Below are 20,282 nucleotides of genomic sequence, written 5' to 3' on the forward strand. Positions count from 1 at the left end.
GCGTCACCGGGCAAGTGCAGAGTTACTTAATGAATGGGCGGGTCAGCAGACCGACAGGGCCAGTGGTGTACCAGCGACGGTTGCCGCGACTGCGTGAGTCGCGCCCAACGGCCTGCGTCAGGCGGTCGAGGATAATGGCGAGGATCACAATCCCGACGCCGCCAACGGTGGCAAGGCCCATATCCAGACGACCGATACCGCGAAGTACCATCTGACCCAGCCCACCGACGGCAATCATCGAGGCAATGACCACCATAGAAAGGGCCAGCATCAGCGTCTGGTTAACGCCCGCCATAATGGTCGGCATCGCCAGCGGTAACTGAACTTTGAACAGCATTTGACGCGGGCTGGCACCGAATGAGCGCGAGGCTTCAATTAAATCCGCCGGAACCTGATTAATACCAAGAATAGTCAGACGGATAATCGGCGGCAGAGCAAAGATTATAGTCACCACTACGCCCGGCACGTTGCCGATACCAAACAGCATGACGATTGGCACCAGATAAACAAACGCTGGCGTGGTCTGCATGGCATCAAGCAGTGGACGAATAATTTTCGCCGCTCGCGGACTTCTCGCCAGCCAGATCCCCAACGGCAAACCGATGACGATACAGAACAGCAGGGCGGTTAACACCAGCGCCAGGGTAACCATGGCCTGCGACCAGGCACCGATTGCGCCGATGGCAATCAGCGAAACCAGCGTCGCCACGCCCATTCCGACCCCGGAAATCTGCCAGGCGATGAGAGCGAAAACGATAATCGCCACCGGCGCGGGCATACCCAGCAGCAATTGCTGGAAACCGTTAAGGATGTAATCGACCGGAACGCGAACGCCCTGGAAGACGGGACGGAAATGGGTAACGACCCAGTCGATCCCTTCAGTGACCCAACTGTCGAGCGGGATCAGCGTTTTATGGAACGGATCGAGAATATTAAAATGTTCGACATTTGGCGCAGGCGTACTGGTCAGCCAGCCAGCGCCACCGCCGTCAGTCGGTGCAGTCGCCGGTGTACCCCAGGCGTCTGCGGATTGTGCAGCACTGTCCGCCGCTGGCGTGGTATCCCACGGATTATTTTGATCAGCCATTATTTACCCCCTCACGATCTAAAGCGCGCAGCAGCATTCCTTTCGAAATGATGCCGACATACTGTTGGTCCTCGTCGACCACGGGCACCGCACAGGGCGCTTGTCCGACATGAGAGAGCAACTCGCTAAGAGGCGTTTGCGCATCGACTGCTAATGGCGCATCAATCAGCGCCGCATCAAGACCTTGCTGCTGCGTTAACGCGGTTTTAAGCGAATCGATAGACACAGCGCCGACAAACTTATTACCGCGTTCGATAACGTAGCCATATTCGCGGTCTTCATCCTGCAATAATTTCAATGCCGAACGCGGGCCGAAGCCGGGGGTTTTACGAATTAAGCCGTTCGGTGTACGACGGGCAATATCTTTTGCACTGAACACCTGGCTAATATCGACGCCACGGAAGAAGGTACGGACATAATCATTCGCCGGATTATTGAGAATTTCATCCGGTGTGCCGACTTGTACCACTTCGCCATTTTGCATAATGGCAATTCGGTCGCCAATACGCATAGCTTCATCGAGATCGTGGGAAATAAAGACAATGGTACGTTGATGTTTCGCCTGTAATTTTACCAGCTCATCCTGCATCTCAGTGCGAATTAATGGATCAAGCGCCGAGAAGGCTTCGTCCATTAATAATATATCCGGATTAATTGCTAATGCGCGTGCTAATCCCACACGTTGACGCATCCCGCCAGAGAGTTCATCCGGGTAGCTATGGGCATAATTTTCCAGCCCGACCTGACGCAGTGCATCAATGGCTTTTTCCCGGCGTTCTTCGGCATTAACTCCGGCCAATTCCATACCGAATGCAGTATTGTCCAGCACGGTCATATGCGGCATTAAGGCAAAGGACTGGAAGACCATCGCAATCTTTTTTCTGCGCACCTCACGGAGTTCGGCGTCGGATATTTTGGCAATATCCACACCATCAATCAGCACTTGCCCGCGGGTGGGTTCAATCAGGCGATTGAGAAGGCGTACCATTGTGGATTTACCCGAACCGGATAATCCCATGATGACAAATATCTCGCCTTCTTCAATGGCCAGACTGGCGTCTTTTACGCCAAGCGATAGCCCGGTTTTTTCCAGAATTTGTTCTTTTGAAAGTCCTTGTTCGATATATTTGAACGCTCGCTGAGGATGCTCGCCAAATATTTTATAGAGATTTTTAATTTCTAATTTAATTGCCATGCAATAGAAAGATTCCTGTTATTTGTTTATGTCGATACATTACCCAATGGAAATAGTCACTTTTTTCTACCCTAACATACTGAGAATCTGAGGCAACCCCTGATGGCAAATGTGGCATGAATATTGATGCGAGCAAATCGCCGGAATTTCCCATGATATAAGGGCTGAGAGCAAATCGAGAAAGTTGATATTTTTTTGTCATAGATAGCGAAAAAACGCCTGAATATTGTGGTTTCAGGCGAATAATGCAACAGAGTATCAGTGTAGATCACCACAAAATATTTGCGTGATAAAAAGCTATTTGGCGGGAATTATTTCCCTACTGTGGTTGGTGATATTTTTGAAAATAACACACTCAGAAATTCCAGTCTTCATCTACTGTTTCGACCGCTTTTCCCATCACGTAAGAGGAGCCTGAACCAGAAAAGAAATCGTGATTTTCATCGGCATTCGGCGAAAGCGCGGCGAGGATTGCCGGATTCACTTCCGCCATTTCTGCGGGAAATAATGGTTCGTAGCCCAGATTCATCAACGCCTTATTGGCGTTGTAACAGAGAAACGCTTTCACATCGTCAGCCCATGTGGTTTCGGCATAGAGCTCATCGGTGTATTGCAACTCGTTGTCGTAAAGTTCCAGTAGCAAATCGAAGGCGAAACTCTTCAACTCTTCACGTTGCGCCAGGGAGATCTTTTCAAGGTTTTTCTGATATTTATAGCCGATGTAATAACCGTGCACTGCTTCATCGCGGATAATCAGACGGATCAGGTCTGCGGTATTAGTTAGCTTTCCGCGGCTGGAGAAATACATCGGTAGCCAGAAACCGGAATAGAACAAAAATGATTCAAGAAACACACTGGCGATTTTCTTTTTCAGCGGATTATCACCGCGATAATGTTGCTGAATAATCTGTGCTTTTCGCTGCAACGGCGCGTTTTCTTCACTCCAGGCGTAGGCGGCATCGACATCTTTGGTCTGGCACAGCGTCGAGAAAATCGAACTGTAAGAGCGGGCATGAACCGCTTCCATAAAGCTGATATTCGATAAAACCGCCTCTTCATGGGGCGTGATCGCATCGGGCATCAGCGAAGGTGCGCCGATAACATTTTGCAGCGTGTCGAGCAGCGTCAGGCCAGTAAAAACGCGCATCGTCAGTTGTTGTTCTACGACACTTAATGTCTGCCAGGCGGGAATATCGTTCGATAGTGGCACCTTTTCTGGTAGCCAGAAATTGCTGGTCAGGCGGTTCCACACCTCCAGATCTTTATCGTCAGATATCTTGTTCCAGTTGATGGCGCTGATACGTGAGAGTTTCATAGATATTCCTTAAAGCGCGCAGGAGACGCAGCCTTCAATTTCAGTACCTTCCAGCGCCATCTGACGCAGGCGGATGTAGTAGAGCGTTTTGATACCTTTACGCCAGGCATAAATCTGCGCTTTGTTGATATCGCGAGTGGTGGCGGTATCGGGGAAAAACAGTGTCAGCGACAGCCCCTGATCGACATGGCGAGTCGCTTCGGCGTAGGTGTCGATGATCTTTTCTGCGCCGATTTCGTAAGCGTCCTGATACAGCGCCAGATTCTCGTTAGTCATAAACGGGGCAGGGTAGTAAACGCGTCCTGTTTTGCCTTCTTTGCGTATCTCTACTTTCGCCACAATCGGATGAATACTCGACGTGGCATGGTTGATATAAGAGATGGAGCCGGTTGGCGGCACTGCCTGGAGATTCTGGTTGTAAATGCCATAGCGCATTACGTCGTCGCGCAGTTGCGCCCACATTTCGCGGGTAGGTAACGTGATGCTGCTACGAGCAAACAACTCGCCAACTTTCGCCGTTTTCGGCTGCCAGTTCCCTTGCAGATATTGGCTGAAATATTCACCATTGGCATAGCGTGACTGTTTGAACCCGGCGAAGGTTTCACTGCGTTCGCGCGCCAGCAACATCGAGGTACGCAGTGCGTGCCAGGTGATGGTATAGAAATAGAGATTGGTGAAATCCAGTGCTTCCGGCGAACCATAGGCGATGCCTTCTCGCGCCAGATAACCGTGTAAATTCATCTGCCCCAGACCGATAGCGTGTGAGGCGGCATTTCCGGCTTCGATGGACGGCACGCTGCGAATATGACTCATATCTGACACCGCAGTTAAACCGCGCACGGCAGTCTCTACCGTGCGGGCAAAGTCGGGGGAATCCATGGTGTGGGCAATATTCAACGAACCTAAATTGCAGGAAATATCATGGCCTGTGCGGGCATAGTCGAGATTCTCGTCATACTCTGAGGCGCTGTTAACCTGCAAAATTTCTGAGCAGAGATTGCTCATATTTATACGCCCGGCAATAGGGTTAGCACGGTTAACCGTGTCTTCATACATGATGTAGGGATAGCCGGACTCAAACTGGATTTCTGCCAGTCGCTGGAAGAAATCACGGGCGTTGATGTATTTTTTGCGGATGCGTTCATCGGCAACCAGTTCGTCATAGTGTTCACTGATGGCGATATCGGCAAACGGCTTGCCATAAACACGCTCAACGTCATAGGGCGAAAACAGTGCCATCTGCGCATTCTCTTTTGCCAGATGGAAGGTGATATCCGGGATAACCACGCCCAGCGACAGTGTTTTAATGCGGATTTTCTCGTCGGCATTTTCCCGCTTTGTATCGAGAAAACGCAGAATATCGGGATGATGGGCATGTAAATAGACTGCGCCAGCACCCTGACGCGCGCCGAGCTGGTTGGCATAGGAAAATGCGTCTTCCAGCATTTTCATCACCGGAATCACGCCAGAAGATTGATTTTCAATACGTTTAATTGGCGCGCCCGCTTCCCGCAGATTCGACAGCAAAAATGCCACGCCGCCGCCGCGTTTCGACAGTTGTAGTGCGGAATTTACCGCCCGGCCAATCGACTCCATATTGTCTTCAATACGCAGCAAAAAACAGGAAACCAGTTCGCCGCGCTGCTGCTTACCACAGTTGAGGAATGTCGGTGTTGCAGGCTGAAAGCGTCCTGACAGCATCTCATCGGTCAGTTGCGTCGCCAGTGTTTCATCGCCTTGTGCCAGCGTCAGCGCCACCATCGTGACTCGATCGGCAAAATCTTCCAGATAACGCTTACCGTCGAATGTCTTCAACGTATAGCTGGTGTAAAACTTCCATGCTCCGAGGAATGTCTGAAAACGAAAACCGCTGGCGTGTGCGTGGGCAAATAGCGTAATGACAAATTCGCGAGAGTAACGGTTGAGGACGCTTTCATCATAGTAACCCTCGTTGACCAGCCAGTTCAGGCGCTGCTGTTGGCTGCTGAAGGTCACGCTATTCGGGCGTACATGCGTCGCCAAAAATGCATCTACTGCCTGGCGGTCTTTATCGAACTGAATGCGACCCGCGTTATCGTAAATATTAAGCATCGCATTCAGAGCGTGGTAATCCATCGTTTCCTGCGTCAGGCGTTCTGCGGTTGTCGTTGCCAAAATTCGGTTACTCCTTTACGAACGTTTTCGATATCGCTTTGCGTACCCATGAGTTCAAAGCGGTACAGCCACGGCACGCCGCATTTCCGGGCAATCACATCTCCGGCGCGGCCATACGCCTCACCAAAGTTGCGATTACCCGAAGCAATAACGCCGCGAAGCAACGCCCGGTTGTGCTCGTCGTTTAAAAAGCGAATGACCTGCCGTGGCACCGCGCCAGCCGTACCGCCGCCGCCGTAAGAGGGCACGATCAGGATGTAAGGCTCGTCTACCTGAATCCGTTCCCGCTCATTGAGCGGGATGCGCACCGCGGGCAGTCCTAAACGTTCGATAAAACGCTGCGTATTTTCGGAGCTGCTGGAAAAGTAGACGAGTTGGCTCATGCACTGGCCGCGTGTGGCGCTGGATGCAGACGATTGATCATGTCCGGGCGGAAACCAGACCAGCTAAGATCGCCTGCAATCACTACCGGCAACTGACGAAAGCCCTGAGCACGTAACGCTTCCGCCGCTTCAGGAACGCGATCGACATTAATCATTTCAAAATCAAAGCCACGGTTTTCCATCGCCCGTTTGGTGGCGTGGCACTGAACGCAATCGTTACGAGTGTAAATAGTAATGCGCATGATTCGTATTTCCGTTTAAAATGAAGATACGGCGCGATGATACGCGTCGGGTTGTCTCTCTGTTGATACAGAGATACTAGATGTAGTTGAAAAAAGATTCAACCATACAAGATATGGGAATTTTAGATTGATTACACCACCGATGAATGGCTCAACGGGGTAGGGGATTTTGTGTTTTTTTGCCGGGCGATTGCCCGGCATCAGGAAGTTACATCCGCATGGAAACGGCCAGGCGGTTAAAGCAATTCATCAGCCCGATGGCAAATGTTAAGTCGCTGATTTCTGCTGCGCTGAAATGCTCAAGCAAAGGCTGATAAACGTCGTCTTCCGCATGGGTTCGGGCAATATCGGTCACCGATTCCGCCCATGCCAGCGCCGCCCGCTCGCGATCGTCAAAATGATGGCTTACGCGCCAGCCTGCCAGGGCATCCAGCTTATGCTGCGGCACAGCGGATTTGCGTAATGCTTTGCTGTGCATCTCCAGACAAAATGCGCAACCATTGATTTGCGAGACGCGCAAATAAACTAACTCCATCAGCGTAGTTTCCAGCGTGCTATTTTCCAGCGCCGTTTTGGCCTGCACCAGCGCGTTATATACCGTTGGGCTAAGTTCGTAGTAAGGCTGACGTAATGTAGTCATACAGTTTCTCCTCTTATTAACGCCCGCAATGTAGCACTATAATGGACTGCTAAAGAGAGCCATAAATTACCTAAAAAAGCAGACCATATGCCGCGCTATCAGGATATCGCCCGTCAGTTAAAAACGGCTATTGAGCAAGGGGAACTGAAACCCGGCGCAAGGCTACCTTCAAGTCGTACCTGGTCGCAGGAACTGGGGGTCTCTCGATCCACTGTCGAAAATGCGTATGCTGAGCTGGTGGCGCAAGGATGGCTGATCAGGCGGGGACAGGCTGGCACATTTGTCAGTGAGCAGATATATCCGCAACAATCTACTGTACAAGTTGTGGCTTTTGCCGGTGAAAGTCAGCAACCGTTGCCATTTCAAATGGGATTACCCGCACTCGATCTCTTTCCGCGAGAGCTGTGGGCGCGGGTGATGGGGCGTCGCCTTCGTACCCAGACGCGCTTTGATTTGGCGTTAGGCGATGTCTGCGGTGAGGCGGCGTTGCGTGAGGCAATAGTTGATTACTTACGCGTTTCACGTGGGATTGATTGTCAGCCAGAGCAGGTCTTTATCACTCACGGTTATGCGGCCTCAATGGCTTTAATTCTGCACGCGCTGGCGAAACCGGGAAACGGGATGTGGATGGAAGATCCCGGCTTTCCACTGATTCGCCCGATTGTCACTCGCCACGGTGTGGAAATTTTGCCTGTGCCGGTTGATGACAACGGACTGGATATCACAAGCGGAATACAAAATTATCCTGATGCGTGTTTTGCCCTGATAACACCAGCACACCAAAGCCCGCTGGGTGTGGCGCTCTCTTTAGCGCGCAGGCATCAGATACTGGAATGGGCAGAGCGTAGTCAGGCATGGATTATTGAAGATGATTATGACAGTGAGTTTCGCTATCACGGTAAGCCGTTACCGGCGTTAAAAAGTCTCGATGCACCGCAGCGGGTAATTTATGCCGGAACATTCAGCAAAGCACTATTTCCTGCATTGCGCTGTGCGTGGCTGGTGGTGCCGGTGAAGCAAATTGCACAATTCCGCCACCAGGCGTCACTGGCTCCATGTGCGGTACCTGTTCTATGGCAGAACACACTGGCAGACTTTCTTCGCGAGGGGCATTTCTGGCGGCATCTGAAGAAAATGCGTCAGCATTATGCTCAACGTCGGCAATGGATTGAGCAAGCGTTGACGCAGCAGGGATTTCAGGTTGTGCCGCAGAAAGGTGGTATCCAGATGGTGATCAGAATGATGGGCGATGATATTGCCCATGCGCGTAAAGCCAATGCTGCAGGCCTTGCGGTGCAGGCACTTAGCGACTGGCGTATCCGCTCAAGTGGGGAAGGTGGATTACTTCTCTCTTTTACCAATATCGTTAACGAAGGTATGGCGCGACAGGTAGCACAACAATTACGTAAAGCCTTAAGCTAAAAAACCCCGAAATCAGGTTCCGGGGTCAAGACGCGTATTTATTATCATTGTTGCACTACGATTTGCGCATGCTCAACAGTGCGCCGATAAAAATACCAACCGCAGCTGCTGTACCCACGCTACACCAGGGTCTTTCACGAACAAAAGAATCCGCGCAGCCAACGGCATCGCGCGCGGCTTGCTGAACGCGAGTACGACCATGCATTCGCGCTCTGGTTTCTTTCAGTAGAGCCTGCGCTTTACTACGAGCGGCTTCGGCTTCCCCTTTGGCGTCGCTGCCCCAGGACTTCAATACAGATTCGAGGCTGTCAGCTAATTGATTGACATCATTCTGGATATCCTGCACGCCATCATCGACGTCGTTGCGGTTCGGTCGGTTAAACATATGATCCCCCATTAGAATTCGATGTAATTTTCAGTGTAGACCATAATTTTCTTAACTGAGGTTCATCGCGGCTTTATGGACTTTTCTGAAAGCGTTGTGAATGCGCAATCAGGTAAGGTAGGCCCGCGGTTGATAATAACGAGGATCAAATATGTATTTACGACCAGACGAGGTGGCGCGCGTACTTGAAAAAGTCGGTTTTACTGTCGATGTGGTAACTCAGAAAGCTTATGGTTACCGCCGTGGGGAAAATTATGTCTATGTTAATCGCGAAGCGCGAATGGGACGTACCGCTCTGGTAATTCATCCAACATTAAAAGAACGCAGTTCAACACTGGCTGAACCCGCTTCCGATATTAAAACTTGCGATCATTACCAGCAATTTCCGCTCTATTTAGCGGGTGAACGTCATGAGCATTACGGTATCCCACATGGCTTTAGTTCGCGTGTTGCGCTTGAACGTTATTTGAATGGTTTATTTGGCGAAGCCAGTTAAAGACGCGACTGGCGATGCCAGTCGCGAAAAGAAGGGTCAGGCTTTTACCTGCTGGTAACGGCTGACTTTAAACAGTCGGCGGCAATAATCGAGGAAGTAGCCATAAACCGCCCCCATCAACATCGAAACAACGATGTTTGAACTGACCGCCGCCATAATCTGATGCCAGTCTGCGCCCACCACTAACAAGATCGCCACATACACCGGTGACTGGAACGTCACATACGCCAGGATATCCGCCAGATTTTTTACCCAGCCCGACGGACTAACTTTGCGTGCCGCGCGCATAAACAGATCGCGGTACATACCGTATGGCCATGCAATTAAGATGTTCACCGGAATCGCTACCAATCTGGAATAAAGAGACTGTTCGAAGCTCATTCCGGAGAGGAAAACTTCAATACACATGTTCACGACAGAACAGTAAACAACCATCGCGAACGTATCTGCAACTGCATGACGCAAGCGTGACTGCGGTGAGAACATGCTAATGCTCCTTAATAAAAGCGTAATGGGACGTTAATAGAGATGAAAGCAGTGGATCTCATTGCCATCTGCATTTTCGCATAGCGTATATCGCTGGCTATGACTAATCAATTAGTGAAAAATTTTTATTTAATCTGTTTTTGTAGATAAAATATTCCGTAGCGGCGCGTTTTTTGTACATTGTGGATTTTTACATGCTGATATGATTTATTTTTAATTAAATCAATTAGATATGGACGTATCTTTATTTTCACTAATGAAAGTTTGGGGGTGAGGTAACGCTATAAGCGTAGAGAGTTCGGTGTATGCAGTGACTGGGTCATTTTCAGCATTTTTTATGCCAGACAATGTACATTAACAGCAGAAAGCACCAGTGAGTGATGTTTATTTTTATTCGTATATATTGCATTTTTATTCGATTTGGTTTTATCAGGCTTGCGGAATTAGCGAGCAGAGAGCGCCGCTCTGTTCACCAATAACCGAAATTACTCATCAAATTGGCTAATATATAATCTTGAAATTATTCTGAGAGTTTCAGAAAATAACAGCTGAAATAATCTCGTGCAGGACTGTAAATAGATTAAATTTTGTGGAAATATAATAAGTGATCGCTTACACTACGCGACGAAATACTTTTTTGTTTTGGCGTTAAAAGGTTTTCTTTATTATGTCCGTAATGTTACAAAGTTTAAATAACATTCGCACTCTCCGTGCGATGGCTCGCGAATTCTCCATTGACGTTCTTGAAGAAATGCTCGAAAAATTCAGGGTTGTCACTAAAGAAAGACGTGAAGAAGAAGAACAGCAGCAGCGTGAACTGGCAGAGCGCCAGGAAAAAATTAGTACCTGGCTGGAGCTGATGAAAGCTGACGGAATTAACCCGGAAGACTTATTGGGTAATAGCTCTGCTGCTGCACCACGCGCTGGTAAAAAACGCCAGCCGCGTCCGGCCAAATATAAATTCACCGATGTTAACGGTGAAACTAAAACCTGGACCGGTCAGGGCCGTACACCGAAGCCAATCGCTCAGGCGCTGGCAGAAGGTAAATCTCTCGACGATTTCCTGATCTAATTACTGAGGCCGGATGTCGCTGCTATGGCGCGTCCGGCGTCGCTTCTCAAGCTTGTTGGTTCCACGGCATCTTATCTAACAACCTTGCCATCCCACAAAAACCGCTAATTCCTGCAAACAGTAACCCGGCACCAACAAAGCCACTTAATAAGAAGAAACCACTATTTACGGTATAACCCAGTACAACGCCGATTAATATTAAACCACCCGCGGCGATCTGCACCTGGCGCATTAACGGCAAGGGTTGAGACTTATTTACCGCAACTGGCAATCCTGCTTTTTTCCAGCCATCAATCCCATCTTCGAGTAAAAAGATTTCTGCGGGTGCGGCAATCGCTGCTAATTTATCGGCGTTATTACTGGTGCGTTTACCTGCCTGGCAGTGGAAGATAATTTGCTCACGACGTAATTTAGCCGGAAGACCTGACTGTTCGAGCACAGATAATGGAGCCAAATCTGCTTCAGGAATATGTTCACGAAGATATTCATCAGCATCACGAATATCGATTAACTTTGCGCCGCGTGCGATTAATTCTTGTGCATCATGCGGCGAAATGGTTGTCAAAGCCATAGTGACTCCTTACGGACAATAGACATTTTTCAGGGTGGCGATAATGGCATTTACCGCCTCATTTTTAATGGAATATAGAATGCGTTGGGCATCCCGTTGGCTGTCGATAAGCCCTTCGTCTCGCATACGAGCGAGATGCTGTGATGTCGCAGAGGCACTCAATCCGGTAATGCGCGTCAGCTCTCCCGCGCTGGTGCCGGGTGAACCGCTAAGCATGCACAGAATCAGCAACCGTTTGGGGTGGCTCATTGCTTTCAATAAGGCCGCTGCCTGTTCGGCACTGGCCTGTAATTGCGCGAGTTCAGTCATAGTTATTTAAGTATTCTCTAAATTAAGTAAACTCTAAACTAAAAATACAACATATGCCAGCATCAGCCGCGTAAATGAGAGTAAAAGCGTAAGCTGAAACTGGCAGGCTCCGCTAAAATTACTACGCTTAAGAGATAAAATCTCTTTTTAAACAATGAGTAATTTTCTTATAGGGAGTACATATGGGTTTCTGGAGAATCGTCATCACCATCATTCTGCCGCCGCTCGGCGTGCTGCTCGGTAAAGGGTTCGGTTGGGCGTTCATTATTAATATTCTGCTGACACTGCTTGGGTATATCCCCGGTTTGATTCACGCGTTCTGGGTGCAAACCCGCGATTAAACCTGTCCTCACCCCCGCGGCGTTAACGCGCCGCGTTCCTCTGCTACACTTTCTGAGTGTTTCCGTTAACGAATGAGGTAGCTATGGGTCTGTTCAATTTTGTGAAAGATGCCGGAGAAAAACTCTGGGACGCGGTTACAGGTCAGCACGATAAAGACGATCAGGCGAAGAAGGTGCAGGAGCATTTGAACAAAACCGGTATACCTGATGCCGATAAAGTGAATATTCAAATTGCCGACGGCAAAGCGACGGTCACTGGTGACGGCTTAAGTCAGGAGGCGAAGGAGAAAATCCTTGTTGCGGTGGGGAATATTTCCGGTATTGCCAGTGTCGATGATCAGGTGAAAACGGCGACACCAGCCACTGCCAGCCAGTTTTATACCGTTAAGTCTGGCGACACTCTGAGTGCCATTTCCAAACAGGTCTACGGTAACGCCAATCTGTACAATAAAATCTTCGAAGCGAATAAACCGATGCTAAAAAGCCCGGATAAAATTTACCCGGGGCAAGTGTTGCGTATTCCTGAAGAGTAGTTAATTGCCAGCCATTGCCTGCTGGATAATGGGAATTGGCGTCAGTAAATGCTGGCGCATTAACTCACTGGCGCGCGCGGTATCTCGCGCCAGTACCGCCGCAGTCAGGGTCTGGTGCTGATCGCGTTTATCCTCCAGCATTTCCACCGAAAGCACTGTTCGCCGCAGCCAGATGAATCGATAGCGCGCCGCCAGATCAAACAACCGTTCACGCATTTGCAGCAAATAGTGAGAACCACAGCCCGCCACAATTGCAGTATGAAACGCCTGATGACGCAGATCCCACTCATCAAGCATTTTCTCACTGGCGTCACAGGCCTCAAGCTTACTCAGCAGATGTGCCTTCGCAAGAACGTCAGCCTCCCATTCATCGCCACCGCGGGCAATCGCCAGACTGACCAGCATCGCTTCCATATTGGCGCGGGCGTCGAAAATATCGAGCAGCTCCTGCTCTGACATAGACGCCACCCGATACCCTTTTTGATTCACCACCGTGACCAGTCGTTCTGCTACCAGTTGCGAAAGCGCTTCCCGCAACGGCCCAACGCCAAGTGCATAACGCGATGTCAGCAAACTCATCCGTAATTTTTCATCCGGTTGAAAATTACCGCGAATAATATCGTTCTTCAGCCAGCGATAGCCATCCAGAGACGTAATGGTCATGGTGTGACTCCTGATCATTATTAGCGCGTATTATGAACGGGTGTTTTTTGCCACAATACCAGTTTTTTCCAGCGCGCCATAATCGGCACGGTACAGATTATCCCTATCGCTAATAAACCGGTGGAGATCACTTCTAACTGTTGCGCCGGGCGGAATAGCATCACTACCAACACAAAGGTAATAAAGCCGATTACCAGCCAGGTGAGCCACGGGTAAAGCCACATTCGCAGGCGAATTTCGCTTCCTTCTGCTCGCAGGATTTTGCGCATTCGTAATTGCGAAACGGCGATGACTAAATAAACCAGCAGGGCGATAGCGCCGGAGCTGTCGATCAGAAATTTAAACACTTTCGCCGGTGCGTAATAGTTAACCACCACCGTTAAAAACGCCGCGCCGGTGGAGAGTAACACCGCCACGTACGGGGTTTTACTGCGGTTAATTTTGCCCATTACCGCGGGTGCATCACCGCGACGGCTTAAGGAGTAGAGCATCCTTGACGCGGTATACAGCGCCGAGTTCAGGCAACTGGTTACGGAAAGTAATATCACGCAGTCCATGATTAATTTCGCATGAGGAATATTGAGCAATTCCAGAACCGAGCGATAAGAACCCACGGCTTTCAGCCCCGGCATATTCCACGGTATTAATGCCACGACGACAAAAATAGAGCACAAATAGAAGATAGAAATACGCCAGATAACCGAGTTGGTGGCGCGGACAATATGTTTTTCCGGCGTGTCGGATTCCGCGGCGGCAATGGTGACAATTTCTGCGCCCATAAACGAGAACATGGTAATCAACATCGCGCTTAATACCGCACCGAAGCCATTGGGCATAAAGCCGCCGCTATCCCACAATCTTGAGATCCCGCTCACTTCGGCATAAGGGTAAAAACCGCTAATTGCGACTGCACCAAGGAAAATAAAGGCCAGGATAGCGATGACTTTGCACAGCGCCAGCCAGAACTCAAATTCGCCGTAGTTTTTAACGCTTAATAAATTACTGCCAGTTAAGGCGAGGGTAATGACGAGGGAAAACAACCAGATAGGAATGCCTGGAACCCACGAGTGCAGGATCATGGCGGCGATGTTGGCTTCCAGCGGGATAACCAGTACCCAAAACCACCAGTACAGCCAGCCGATGGTATAACCCGCCCAACGGCCAATAGCTTTATCGGCATAGGTGGAAAACGAACCCGTGTCGGGCGTGGCAACCGCCATTTCCGCCAACATCCGCATAATCATAACCACCAGTAATCCGGCGAACAGATAGGCCAGTAATACCGCCGGGCCCGCTTCGGCGATGGCGACGCTGGAACCGACAAACAGACTTGCGCCGATAACACCGGCAATAGACAACATGGTGACGTGGCGTGACTTCAGCCCGCCGCCTAACTCATGTGGTTGCGATGATTGCCCCATCCTGAATCCTCTCGAAAGTGTGTCACTTGGGAGAGCGCCCCGACATTTCCCGCGTCGGGTCACGCGTGTAATTGTTATTGGTTCTTTTTACCGGAGAGCGGCTCCGCCTTATCCGGCCGACATAGATTTATTCCTGTTCACATACAGATTGTCGGATGCAGCGTAAACGCTTTATCCGACCTGGATTCTCGTAGGCCGGACAAGACGCGAAGCGTCGCCTCCGGCATGGTGCGGTGCTACTGCTTCGCCTCATCAAAACACTGGCTGATGATCTCCAGACCCTGACGGATCTGAGCATCTTCAATAGTGAGCGGGACAAGGATGCGCAGCACGTTGTAATACGGGCCGCAGGAGAGAAGAATCAGGCCTTTATCGCGGGCGCGCGCCACGATGTCGGCGGTGAGTTTTGCGTCCGGTTTACTGTGATCGCCACCTTCAAACAGCTCGATAGCAATCATCGCCCCCAGCCCGCGAACGTCGCCTACCTCCGGGTGTTTTTCGGCGATCGCCAACAATCCGTCTTTCAGTTTCTGCCCCAGATCGTTGGCTTTTTGCAGCAGATTTTCCTGCTCGAATACCTTTAACACTTCCAGCGCTGCCACGCAGGCAATCGGGTTACCCGCATAGGTACCGCCAAGGCCGCCCGGTGCGACAGCGTCCATCACTTCGGCGCGCCCGGTGACGCCCGCCAGCGGGAAGCCGCCCGCGATCGATTTCGCAAAGGTGGTGAGATCAGGTGCCACGCCCATTTGCTCCATCGCAAACAACGTGCCGGTACGCCCCGCGCCGCTCTGCACTTCATCGGCAATCAACATGATCCCGTGCTCGTCACACAGTGCGCGTAAACGCTGCATAAAGGCTGGCGTCGCGGCGTAGAAACCGCCTTCGCCCTGAACCGGCTCAATCACGATGGCGGCGATATCTTCCGGCGCAGCGTCATTTTTGAAGATCCGGTGAATACTGGCGATAGCGTCATCTTCACTGATCCCGTGCAGCGGGCAAGGATAAAGCGCGCGATAAACATGGCCCGGCATCAGGCCCATCCCAGCAGAGTACGGATTCACCTTGCCAGTCAGCGCCAGCGTATAGTGCGTGCGCCCGTGATACGCGCCGCTAAAGGCGATGGTGCCGCTACGTTTGGTGGCGGCGCGGGCGATTTTCACCGCGTTTTCCACCGCTTCGGAACCAGTCGTCACCAGCAGCGTTTTTTTGGCGAAATCGCCCGGTACCTTCTGATTCATAATCTCGCACAGCGCCAGATACGGCTCGTAAGCCAACACCTGGAAGCAGGTGTGCGACAGTTTTTTCAACTGCGCTTCCACCGCCGCAACCACTTTCGGATGCAGGTGCCCGGTATTGAGCACCGCAATCCCGCCCGCGAAATCAAGATACTCACGGCCTTCAACGTCCCACACCCGACAGTTTTCTGCGCGATCAGCGAAAATCGGGTGAATTTGCCCAACGCCACGGGGAATCGCCTGACTGCGGCGCTGCATTAACTCTTTATTGCTGCTCATTCGCGTTCTCCAGTTAAAGACCGATGCACATGTATTTGATTTCTAAATAATCTTCGATGCCATACTTCGAACCTTCACGACCCAGGCCCGAGGCTTTTATGCCGCCGAACGGGGCCACTTCATTGGAAATAATGCCGGTATTGATACCGACGATGCCGTATTCCAGCGCCTCGCCCACGCGGAAGACGCGGCTTAAATCACGGGCGTAAAAATAGGCGGCAAGGCCAAACTCGGTGTCATTGGCCTGCGCAATCACATCGGTTTCATCTTTAAAGCGGAACAGCGGGGCGAGGGGGCCGAACGTCTCTTCTTTCGACACTTTGGCGTTGGACGGAACATCCACCAGAATGGTCGGCTGGAAGAAGTTGCCGCCGCGTTCATGCGCTTTGCCTCCGCAAACCACGCGCGCGCCTTTCTCCAGCGCATCGGCGATATGCTCTTCCACTTTTGCTACCGCTTTTTCATCGATCAGTGGCCCAATGGTGACGCCTTTTTCCAGCCCATCACCGATGTGCAGTTTGCTCACCGCCTGCTGCAATTTTTCGGCAAAGCGGTCATACACGCCGTCCTGCACATACAGGCGGTTGGCGCAGACGCAGGTTTGCCCGGCGTTACGGAATTTCGAGGCCAGCGCGCCTTCCACGGCTTTATCGAGATCGGCATCGTCAAAGACAATAAACGGTGCGTTGCCGCCCAGCTCCAGCGACACTTTTTTGATGTCTTTCGCGCACTGTTCCATTAACTGACGGCCAATTTCGGTCGAGCCGGTAAACGACAGCTTGCGCACCAGCGGATTGCTGGTCAGTTCGTTACCGACCGCGCCCGCCGAACCGGTGACCACGTTAAATACGCCAGCCGGAATGCCCGCGCGGATCGCCAGCTCTGCCAGCGCCAGCGCAGAGAACGGCGTCTGACTGGCGGGTTTCAGCACCATCGTGCAGCCTGCCGCCAGCGCCGGACCGGCTTTGCGGGTAATCATCGCCGCCGGGAAGTTCCACGGCGTGATAGCGGCGGTGACGCCAACCGGCTGCTTGATAACAATCAGCCGTTTATCGGCCTGATGACCGGGAATGGTGTCGCCATAAATACGCTTGCCTTCTTCGGCAAACCACTCAATAAAGGAGGCAGCGTAGCTGATTTCGCCTTTCGCTTCCGCAAGCGGTTTGCCCTGTTCGAGGGTCATCAGGCGCGCTAAATCGTCCTGATGCTCCATCATCAAATTGAACCAGTTGCGCAGAATGTTGGCGCGTTCTTTGGCGGTAAGGGCACGCCAGGCGGGCAGGGCGCGGTTGGCGGCGTCGATAGCGGCGCGGGTTTCATCTGCGCCCATTTTGGGTACGCTACCCAGCTTGTCGCCATTCGCCGGATTGGTGACCTCGATGACTTCGCCATTGTTGGCGTCCAGCCATTCCCCGTTAATTAACGCCTGCTGGCGGAATAAGTTACTGTCGTTCAGTTTCATCGCTACATCCTGTTTTCAAAGGTTATTGATTAAAGGCGGCGTGTAAGGCATCCACACTACGTGCCGCTCGCAGCGTGCGTCCGGGGTTACTCTGGCTTGCCAACAGCGTTTGTACCTTGCTGACAATATGCGCACCAATAGGAATTGCTGATGTCGCTGCCGGGGAGGGCGCATTGCAGGTGTGGATCGTGCGCGGGGTGGTGACAAACAGAAAATCGTCAATCAGCTTACCGTCCGGCGATACTGCCTGCGCACGCACACCGGCGGGCCAGGGCTGGAGATCGCTTAACGAAAGCCCGGGACAATACTTTTGCACCAGCCGCAGATAGCCGCTTTTGCACAGCGAGTTTTTCATCTCGCCCAGTCCTGAGCGTAGATGGTTTTGCAGCACCCGGCGAATCCCCGACGAGCCCAAAATCTCCAGCGTGTCGCTAAATGAGAAGTCGCGCTTGCGATAGCCTTCGCGTTTGAACGCCAGCACCGCGTTTGGCCCGACGGTCACGCTGCCGTCGATCATACGAGTGAGATGAACGCCCAAAAACGGCATTGCCGGGTCGGGGATGGGGTAAATCAGGTGGTTAACAATCTGGTTATGCGCCGGGGCAAGGCGGAAATATTCGCCACGGAACGGGCAGATGATAAAGCCCGGCTCGAGGCCGAGCATTTTCACCAGCCGGTCAGCCATCAGCCCGGAACAGCTAATCAGCGTCGATGCTTCATATTCACCGCCCTGACGGGTCCGTATCACCACGCCGTTTTTATGCTCACTGAGGGCGCTGGCTTCGGCGTTATAAATAATCTCACCGCCTCTGGCCTGGAAGATTTTTGCCATTGCCGCCGTCACTTCGCGGTAGCTGACAATACCGCTGGACGGCACAAAAATGCCGCCCAGTCCGGTGATATTCGGTTCGCGCTCGCGTAGCTCCTCGGCGTTTAACCACTCGCGCTCAATACCGTTCGCCGCTGTGCGTTCCCATAAAGCGCGCATCCGTTCCATTTCGAGTTCAGACGTGGCGACCAGCATCTTGCCGCAGTTGTCGTAGCGAATGCCGTTTTGATCGCAAAAGGCTTTAGTGGCGCGGTTTCCCGCCAGGCAAAACTGCGCCTTCAGGCTGCCGGGCGTGTAATAGACCCCGGCATGGATCACGCCGCTGTTGTGGCCCGTCTGGTGACAGGCCGGGCCGGACTCTTTTTCCAGCAACGCAATACGGGCGTCCGGATAGACATCAATCAGTTGCATGGCGGTCGACATGCCGATGATGCCGCCGCCAATAATCACAAAATCATACATCCGCTCAATTCCTTTACGCTTATTGATGCGTCTGGTAGTGGTGAGTGGCGTAAGCGAAATAGCCGCGCTGGCGCATCAGTTCACGACGCAGATCCGGATGCGGAGTAAAGCGGTCGCGTCCATGTAGCCAGAACAGATTGTTTATCAACAGGAATTTGCCAACGGGAACGGGTACAGACAGAATGCCTTTGCTGGTTTCAATGGCGTCTGAAAGCTCGCTCAACCACACGCCTTCTTCGAAGTCTTTCGGCTGGACGAACTGGTCGATATAGCGCATCACCGGGCGACCCTGCTGATCGACGTCGAACACCGGATGGAAGACATCTTTGCTGACGTTTTTGCTCGGCGGCGCAGCAAAGCGCATCGGACGGCGCGCCAGCGGATGGCGGAAATAGTGCTCCAGATGTTCCCAGTCATCGAGATGCAGCAGCAGCGAATTTCCGCCCTGCATGTTTTGCTCGTCGATTTTCATCATCAGCACGTAATCAGTGATTTCTTCGACGTAGGTGCCGTCGTTGTGCAGCTCCATCACACGATGCGGCTGACGCAGATAGCTGTCTGAGTTATCGACATTTTTCACTACAAAACGCGCGTAATACTGACCGCTCATGGCGTCGAAATTTGAGCGACCAATCAGATGCGCCACCGCCGTTGCGAGCTTCACCATCTCATCTGCCTGCGCGACATCATCGACACCTACCGCATTAATTAACAGCGCACCTTCAGCGCGGTTTAGCAGCGTCTTCAACAGTAGCGGTTGCAACTGATTCGCACACAAATCATCAAGAATTTTGCCTACCCGAAAGCGCAGAAACGATTTGTACTCCAGTGCCTGCACGGGCCATTCGGCAACCTGCTCGAGAAACTGTTTGGTCGTCTGTTCGGTGAAGGTGAGTTCCAGCAGACGCGGGGATTGCGCCGACGGGATGAGAGTGAATCCGCTATAGTCCTGGCCTGAATCGACAGCGTTATTTTGTACGGCGGTCAGTGCATTCATCAGAAGCGATCCTCTTATGAGATGTAGGGTGACATGGCGATGCTCATTTCGTAGCCATAATCTAAAAATATCTACATTTCTGAAAAATGCGCACAAAAGCGACATATTGTTTTCTTATTGTGATCAAAAGCAACAAATTAGTAACATTTAATGTAGGGTATTAAGGCAAAGGAGACAGGAAATGAATAACTAAAGCAACAGGTTAGGGAGAGCTACCATCAGAGAACAGATTATCTGGTCGATAAAAAACAGTAAATGGCTTCACTGCAAAATGACCGTTAGTAAACTAAACATATCATC

Annotated in this window: 22 protein-coding genes; 5 read left to right on the forward strand and 17 right to left on the reverse strand. The window is 51.4% G+C overall.

What is annotated here, in order from left to right; all coding sequences use genetic code 11:
- Window positions 1-22 precede the first annotated feature (22 nt).
- From proW to AACU19_RS19985, 7 genes are all read right to left on the reverse strand, one after another.
- Complete coding sequence (proW, locus tag AACU19_RS19955; protein WP_105278426.1) at window positions 23-1,087, reverse strand: glycine betaine/L-proline ABC transporter permease ProW; 1,065 nt, start codon at window positions 1,085-1,087, stop codon at window positions 23-25.
- Window positions 1,080-2,282: a glycine betaine/L-proline ABC transporter ATP-binding protein ProV gene (gene proV, locus AACU19_RS19960; protein WP_105278427.1), complete on the reverse strand. Its 1,203-nt coding sequence runs from the start codon at window positions 2,280-2,282 to the stop codon at window positions 1,080-1,082. The genes proW and proV overlap by 8 nt, the downstream gene beginning before the upstream one ends.
- A 355-nt stretch (window positions 2,283-2,637) precedes the next feature.
- Window positions 2,638-3,597: a class 1b ribonucleoside-diphosphate reductase subunit beta gene (nrdF, locus tag AACU19_RS19965; protein WP_105278428.1), complete on the reverse strand. Its 960-nt coding sequence runs from the start codon at window positions 3,595-3,597 to the stop codon at window positions 2,638-2,640.
- A 9-nt stretch (window positions 3,598-3,606) separates the two neighbouring features.
- Window positions 3,607-5,751, reverse strand: a complete 2,145-nt coding sequence (nrdE, locus tag AACU19_RS19970) for a class 1b ribonucleoside-diphosphate reductase subunit alpha (RefSeq protein WP_105278429.1) — start codon at window positions 5,749-5,751, stop codon at window positions 3,607-3,609.
- The gene (gene nrdI, locus AACU19_RS19975; protein WP_000080947.1) at window positions 5,724-6,134 is read right to left on the reverse strand and encodes a class Ib ribonucleoside-diphosphate reductase assembly flavoprotein NrdI; all 411 of its coding nucleotides are present in this window, start codon (window positions 6,132-6,134) and stop codon (window positions 5,724-5,726) included. The genes nrdE and nrdI overlap by 28 nt, the downstream gene beginning before the upstream one ends.
- Entirely contained in the window at window positions 6,131-6,376 is a 246-nt protein-coding gene (gene nrdH, locus AACU19_RS19980; protein ID WP_001223227.1) for a glutaredoxin-like protein NrdH, read from the reverse strand. Before nrdH ends, nrdI begins: the two co-directional genes overlap by 4 nt.
- Before the next feature lie 208 nt (window positions 6,377-6,584).
- Window positions 6,585-7,016, reverse strand: coding sequence for a carboxymuconolactone decarboxylase family protein (locus tag AACU19_RS19985; protein WP_105278430.1), 432 nt, complete (start codon window positions 7,014-7,016; stop codon window positions 6,585-6,587).
- An 87-nt stretch (window positions 7,017-7,103) separates the two neighbouring features.
- On the opposite strand from AACU19_RS19985, the gene pdxR reads away from it, so the two are divergent.
- The gene (gene pdxR, locus AACU19_RS19990; RefSeq protein WP_001138424.1) at window positions 7,104-8,438 is read left to right on the forward strand and encodes a MocR-like pyridoxine biosynthesis transcription factor PdxR; all 1,335 of its coding nucleotides are present in this window, start codon (window positions 7,104-7,106) and stop codon (window positions 8,436-8,438) included.
- A 55-nt stretch (window positions 8,439-8,493) separates the two neighbouring features.
- Here pdxR and AACU19_RS19995 read toward each other — a convergent pair whose 3' ends face one another.
- On the reverse strand, window positions 8,494-8,823 hold the full coding sequence (locus tag AACU19_RS19995; RefSeq protein ID WP_001295174.1) for a DUF883 domain-containing protein: 330 nt from the start codon (window positions 8,821-8,823) through the stop codon (window positions 8,494-8,496).
- Between the two features lie 151 nt (window positions 8,824-8,974).
- Here AACU19_RS19995 and AACU19_RS20000 point away from each other — a divergent pair, with 151 nt between their 5' ends.
- Window positions 8,975-9,319, forward strand: coding sequence for a DUF2002 family protein (locus tag AACU19_RS20000; RefSeq protein ID WP_000281320.1), 345 nt, complete (start codon window positions 8,975-8,977; stop codon window positions 9,317-9,319).
- 36 nt (window positions 9,320-9,355) lie between these two features.
- Here AACU19_RS20000 and alaE read toward each other — a convergent pair whose 3' ends face one another.
- On the reverse strand, window positions 9,356-9,805 hold the full coding sequence (gene alaE, locus AACU19_RS20005) for an L-alanine exporter AlaE (protein ID WP_000492661.1): 450 nt from the start codon (window positions 9,803-9,805) through the stop codon (window positions 9,356-9,358).
- A 667-nt stretch (window positions 9,806-10,472) separates the two neighbouring features.
- On the opposite strand from alaE, the gene stpA reads away from it, so the two are divergent.
- The gene (gene stpA / locus AACU19_RS20010; protein WP_039021933.1) at window positions 10,473-10,877 is read left to right on the forward strand and encodes a DNA-binding protein StpA; all 405 of its coding nucleotides are present in this window, start codon (window positions 10,473-10,475) and stop codon (window positions 10,875-10,877) included.
- A gap of 46 nt (window positions 10,878-10,923) precedes the next feature.
- Here stpA and ygaP read toward each other — a convergent pair whose 3' ends face one another.
- Window positions 10,924-11,448: a thiosulfate sulfurtransferase YgaP gene (ygaP, locus tag AACU19_RS20015; RefSeq protein WP_001229453.1), complete on the reverse strand. Its 525-nt coding sequence runs from the start codon at window positions 11,446-11,448 to the stop codon at window positions 10,924-10,926.
- Between the two features lie 9 nt (window positions 11,449-11,457).
- Window positions 11,458-11,757 carry an ArsR/SmtB family transcription factor gene (locus tag AACU19_RS20020; RefSeq protein ID WP_000137280.1) on the reverse strand — a complete coding sequence of 100 codons (300 nt, stop codon included), beginning with the start codon at window positions 11,755-11,757 and terminating at the stop codon, window positions 11,458-11,460.
- A 182-nt stretch (window positions 11,758-11,939) separates the two neighbouring features.
- Here AACU19_RS20020 and AACU19_RS20025 point away from each other — a divergent pair, with 182 nt between their 5' ends.
- Together AACU19_RS20025 and kbp are read left to right on the forward strand one after the other, a co-directional pair.
- Window positions 11,940-12,098, forward strand: coding sequence for a YqaE/Pmp3 family membrane protein (locus AACU19_RS20025; RefSeq protein WP_000508177.1), 159 nt, complete (start codon window positions 11,940-11,942; stop codon window positions 12,096-12,098).
- Window positions 12,099-12,181: 83 nt separating this feature from the next.
- Window positions 12,182-12,631 carry a potassium binding protein Kbp gene (gene kbp / locus AACU19_RS20030; protein WP_000522415.1) on the forward strand — a complete coding sequence of 150 codons (450 nt, stop codon included), beginning with the start codon at window positions 12,182-12,184 and terminating at the stop codon, window positions 12,629-12,631.
- Here the strand turns inward: kbp and csiR are convergent, their stop codons facing one another.
- From csiR to glaH, 6 genes are all read right to left on the reverse strand, one after another.
- Window positions 12,632-13,294 (reverse strand): DNA-binding transcriptional regulator CsiR, encoded by a 663-nt coding sequence (csiR, locus tag AACU19_RS20035; RefSeq protein ID WP_000156814.1) that lies wholly within the window; start codon window positions 13,292-13,294, stop codon window positions 12,632-12,634.
- A 20-nt stretch (window positions 13,295-13,314) separates the two neighbouring features.
- Window positions 13,315-14,715, reverse strand: a complete 1,401-nt coding sequence (gene gabP / locus AACU19_RS20040; RefSeq protein WP_001295173.1) for a GABA permease — start codon at window positions 14,713-14,715, stop codon at window positions 13,315-13,317.
- A 236-nt stretch (window positions 14,716-14,951) separates the two neighbouring features.
- Window positions 14,952-16,232: a 4-aminobutyrate--2-oxoglutarate transaminase gene (gene gabT / locus AACU19_RS20045; RefSeq protein ID WP_105278431.1), complete on the reverse strand. Its 1,281-nt coding sequence runs from the start codon at window positions 16,230-16,232 to the stop codon at window positions 14,952-14,954.
- 13 nt (window positions 16,233-16,245) lie between these two features.
- On the reverse strand, window positions 16,246-17,694 hold the full coding sequence (gene gabD, locus AACU19_RS20050) for an NADP-dependent succinate-semialdehyde dehydrogenase (protein WP_105278432.1): 1,449 nt from the start codon (window positions 17,692-17,694) through the stop codon (window positions 16,246-16,248).
- A 22-nt stretch (window positions 17,695-17,716) separates the two neighbouring features.
- Complete coding sequence (lhgO, locus tag AACU19_RS20055) at window positions 17,717-18,985, reverse strand: L-2-hydroxyglutarate oxidase (RefSeq protein ID WP_088542218.1); 1,269 nt, start codon at window positions 18,983-18,985, stop codon at window positions 17,717-17,719.
- A gap of 19 nt (window positions 18,986-19,004) precedes the next feature.
- The gene (gene glaH, locus AACU19_RS20060) at window positions 19,005-19,982 is read right to left on the reverse strand and encodes a glutarate dioxygenase GlaH (RefSeq protein ID WP_000993113.1); all 978 of its coding nucleotides are present in this window, start codon (window positions 19,980-19,982) and stop codon (window positions 19,005-19,007) included.
- Between the last annotated feature and the right edge of the window lie 300 nt (window positions 19,983-20,282).

This window comes from Escherichia sp. MOD1-EC4550, assembly GCF_963876935.1.
Lineage (GTDB): Bacteria > Pseudomonadota > Gammaproteobacteria > Enterobacterales > Enterobacteriaceae > Escherichia > Escherichia coli_F.